Origin of the sequence: Methanosarcina spelaei, from assembly GCF_002287235.1 — an archaeon.
GTDB classification, from domain to species: domain Archaea; phylum Halobacteriota; class Methanosarcinia; order Methanosarcinales; family Methanosarcinaceae; genus Methanosarcina; species Methanosarcina spelaei.
In genome coordinates this window covers 1-3210 of record NZ_LMVP01000191.1, presented here as the reverse complement: position 1 = coordinate 3210, position 3210 = coordinate 1, and the positions used below count along the sequence as shown (strand labels likewise).

Sequence of the window (3210 nt, the reverse complement as noted above, 5' to 3'; positions counted from 1 at the left end):
CAGTATTTTATTACTATGATCTATCTAAAATTAGGAAAGTTAGATTTCAAACTACCCATCTGAAATGACGAAGAGCCTGATAAATATAATCCCTGTTTTTCATTTTTCAAAAGAATTACGGCACGGGCAGCAGAAGATAGATAGCATGGTCAGAAACGGGGAGTACAAAAAGGAAGCAGACGAGCAAAATAAAGGTCTTTTTACCATCGCCTTTAAAACCACAATTCCTGTGCTTCTTGGGTATATCCCTCTCGGAATGGCTTTTGGTTTTTTGCTTGACGGTGCAGGATATCACTGGGTCTACGCTCTCATTATGAGCCTTTTTGTCTATGCAGGCTCAGGGCAGTTTCTAGCAGTAGCTTTACTTTCTGCAGGTGCAGGATTAACTGAGTTTGCCATAGCCACGTTGCTTCTGAATTTCAGGCACGCTTTTTACGGGCTGTCTCTCCTTGAGAAGTTTTCCGGGATCGGCAGGGTTAAACCTTACCTGATCTTCGCACTAACCGACGAGACATACGCTCTCCTGACCACAACGGATGTCCCGCAGGGCAGCTCGAAATCAAAGTTTTACTTTTATATCGCAGCCCTTGACCACCTCTACTGGATCGCAGGTTCAGTTCTGGGAGCTGCACTCGGCTCTATCCTGGATCTTAATCTTGATGGCATGAGTTTCGTGCTGACTGCGCTTTTTGTGGTGCTGACTATAGAGCAGTACTTTAGTTCAGAGGCGCGCTTTCCGTTCATAGCTGCAGTTGGTGCAGGAACCCTTTCTCTTATTATGTTCAGCTCTGACAATATGTTGCTTGCCTCAATCATTCTCGGGACCTTGATCCTGATTGGCAAGGAAAAGTCAATGCAGAGAACACAAAGAGAGCAGGAAATGCAGAAAATACAGGTAACGGAGAAAAACCAGAAAATACAGGTAATGGAGAAAAACCAGAAAACACAGAGAACGGAGAAAAGCCAGGAAATGAAGGGAGTTTCAAAAATACAGAACGGAATTCAGTCGATTGATACATCTATACAGCCTGTTGAAGGCAAAATCAAGGAGGAAAACTGATGCTGGACACTCTTCAAATGCTCGTAACCATTGCAGTCATAGCGCTTGCAACCTTTACAACCAGGGCTCTTCCTTTTCTGTTTTTTGGCTCAAGGGAACCCCCTACAATGCTTGCAGTTATTGAAAAAAACTTGCCTCCTATGATTCTCCTGCTGCTTGTCATCTACTGCCTCAAAGACGTTCAATGGCTTACAGCTCCTTACGGGATTCCGGAATTGTTCACCATAGGTGTCGTTGCAGGGCTGCATTTCTGGAAAAGAAATGCCATGCTCAGTATCTTTACAGGGACGGTGCTTTATATGGTACTCGTGCAGTTCAACGTTTTTTCGTTTCTCTGACTTTGTTAAAGCTGCCTGTTAAAAGCCAAAATATATTAAAAAACCAACTAAAAAAAACAAAAATATTTATACACATTAATAATAATGCTTTTACAACAAGTGACCTTATATGAATGATAAAAAAATCGATGTGTCTTTGCTCAAAAGCAAAGGATTTCTGCCTCAGAGGCAGGAAAATATGTTTTCAATGCGGCTGAAGGTTGTGAGTGGGAATCTGGACGCCGAAAAGCTGCGGGCAATTGCAGATGCAGCCGAAAAATATGGCTCCGGTTACATTCACATAACCTCAAGACAGCAGATTGAGGTTCCTTTTGTTAAACTTGAAGATGCGGAAGCAGCAAACGAAGAACTTGAAAAGCAGGGTATTTTTGGAGGTTCTGCCGGAAAAAGGGTAAGAGCTGTGGTTGCCTGCCAGGGAGACAGGGTTTGCAGGAACGGGTTAATTAACTGCGAGAGCATAGCATGCAGGATCGATGAAAAATACTTTGGGGAATCTGTCCCCAAAAAGCTCAAAATTGCAGTAACAGGTTGCCCTTCAGCCTGTGTAAGGCCTCAGGAAAATGACTTTGGAGTCATGGGTACTGTAAAGCCCAAAACCGTCGAGGAAAATTGTGTCGGCTGCAAGCGCTGTGAAAAAGCTTGTAAGGTGGGAGCAATAAAAGTCCAGGAAGATAAAGCCTCTATAAACACTGAAAAATGCATCCTCTGCGGAGCATGTATTGCAGCCTGCCGGAAAGATGCACTGAGGGCAGAAAAAACCGGATGCACTATCTTTGTAGGGGGCAAGGCAGGACGTCAGCCCATGCAAGGGATAAAACTTCTTGAGCTTGCAGACGAGGAACAGTTGTTCTCAGTCCTTGAAAAAACCTTTGAGTATTACAGGAGAGAAGGCCTTGATGGGGAAAGGTTAGGAGAACTCATTGACAGGCTTGGTATCGATAAGTACAGGAAAGAAGTCCTTCCCTGAAAACTTCTTTAAAGTCACGGAATAACTGCACTCTGAAATCAGGTGAGGTTTTGCCATTTTCCCTTATATTACTTTATTTTCACTAATGATCATTAATACGTCTTATTTTATGAAAAATTTATCTATTAATGACTTAATATCTATTTAATACATTTATGTCACTGTATGTAATGTTATAGCTATTAGTAAGCTATTAATTACGAAACAAAGTCCATTTAAGCTTTAAAAACACAAGAAATATTTATAATTTTATGAAGTTTTTAGAAATAAATCTCAATAAATTAAAATTTTTAATTTGGACATAATATTATATCAATTTATAGAGCTGGATTAGTATTCAAAGGCATTTTTCAGCACTAATTTAGAGGCTTTTAAAGTAATTTTTTGGTAAAATATATGATTATAAGCTATTTATTTGCTTTTAGAGTACTAATATCAGTTTTGGCAAAACCTCAGGTAATTGGCAAATTATTCAATTTCCTTTTGCAAAATATCAAAAATTTAGGTAAATTTATTTTGCAAACAGAGTACAAATTCCTTTGTTTTGGTGATACCAGCTAAGTCACCACCGTTTAAATCTACTAAACCTCTTATTTCGTCCAATGATTCTATGATCAAGCTCTCTGACAAATAATCTTCTGGTAAAGAAAGAATGTCTTGAATTGAATAATTCATTTTTCCAAAATGTTTCATAATACAATACATTGCAAGATGAAACTTTAAATTCATTAAACCACGCAATGATTTCTGGCGCAAAGTCAGATCTATTTTGCTAATTGTCTTTGCACAGAATCAAAGTTGCGCTGGCGCACCCCGCTGCAAGCAACGGGGTATGTCCGCGCCAG

At 39.9% G+C, this 3210-nt stretch carries 4 protein-coding genes; 3 read left to right on the top strand and 1 reads right to left on the bottom strand.

From position 1 onward, the window contains the following. The first annotated feature begins 145 nt into the window (after positions 1-145). From ASJ81_RS10570 to ASJ81_RS10560, 3 genes are all read left to right on the top strand, one after another. Entirely contained in the window at positions 146-1060 is a 915-nt protein-coding gene (locus ASJ81_RS10570) for an AzlC family ABC transporter permease (protein ID WP_095644425.1), read from the top strand. Next, positions 1060-1398, top strand: coding sequence for a branched-chain amino acid transporter permease (locus ASJ81_RS10565; protein ID WP_095644424.1), 339 nt, complete (start codon positions 1060-1062; stop codon positions 1396-1398). Before ASJ81_RS10570 ends, ASJ81_RS10565 begins: the two co-directional genes overlap by 1 nt. 109 nt (positions 1399-1507) lie before the next feature. Further along, entirely contained in the window at positions 1508-2365 is an 858-nt protein-coding gene (locus tag ASJ81_RS10560; protein ID WP_095644423.1) for a 4Fe-4S binding protein, read from the top strand. Between the two features lie 501 nt (positions 2366-2866). Here the strand turns inward: ASJ81_RS10560 and ASJ81_RS10555 are convergent. Further along, positions 2867-3121: a hypothetical protein gene (locus ASJ81_RS10555; protein ID WP_170943278.1), complete on the bottom strand. Its 255-nt coding sequence runs from the start codon at positions 3119-3121 to the stop codon at positions 2867-2869. Positions 3122-3210: the final 89 nt, after the last annotated feature.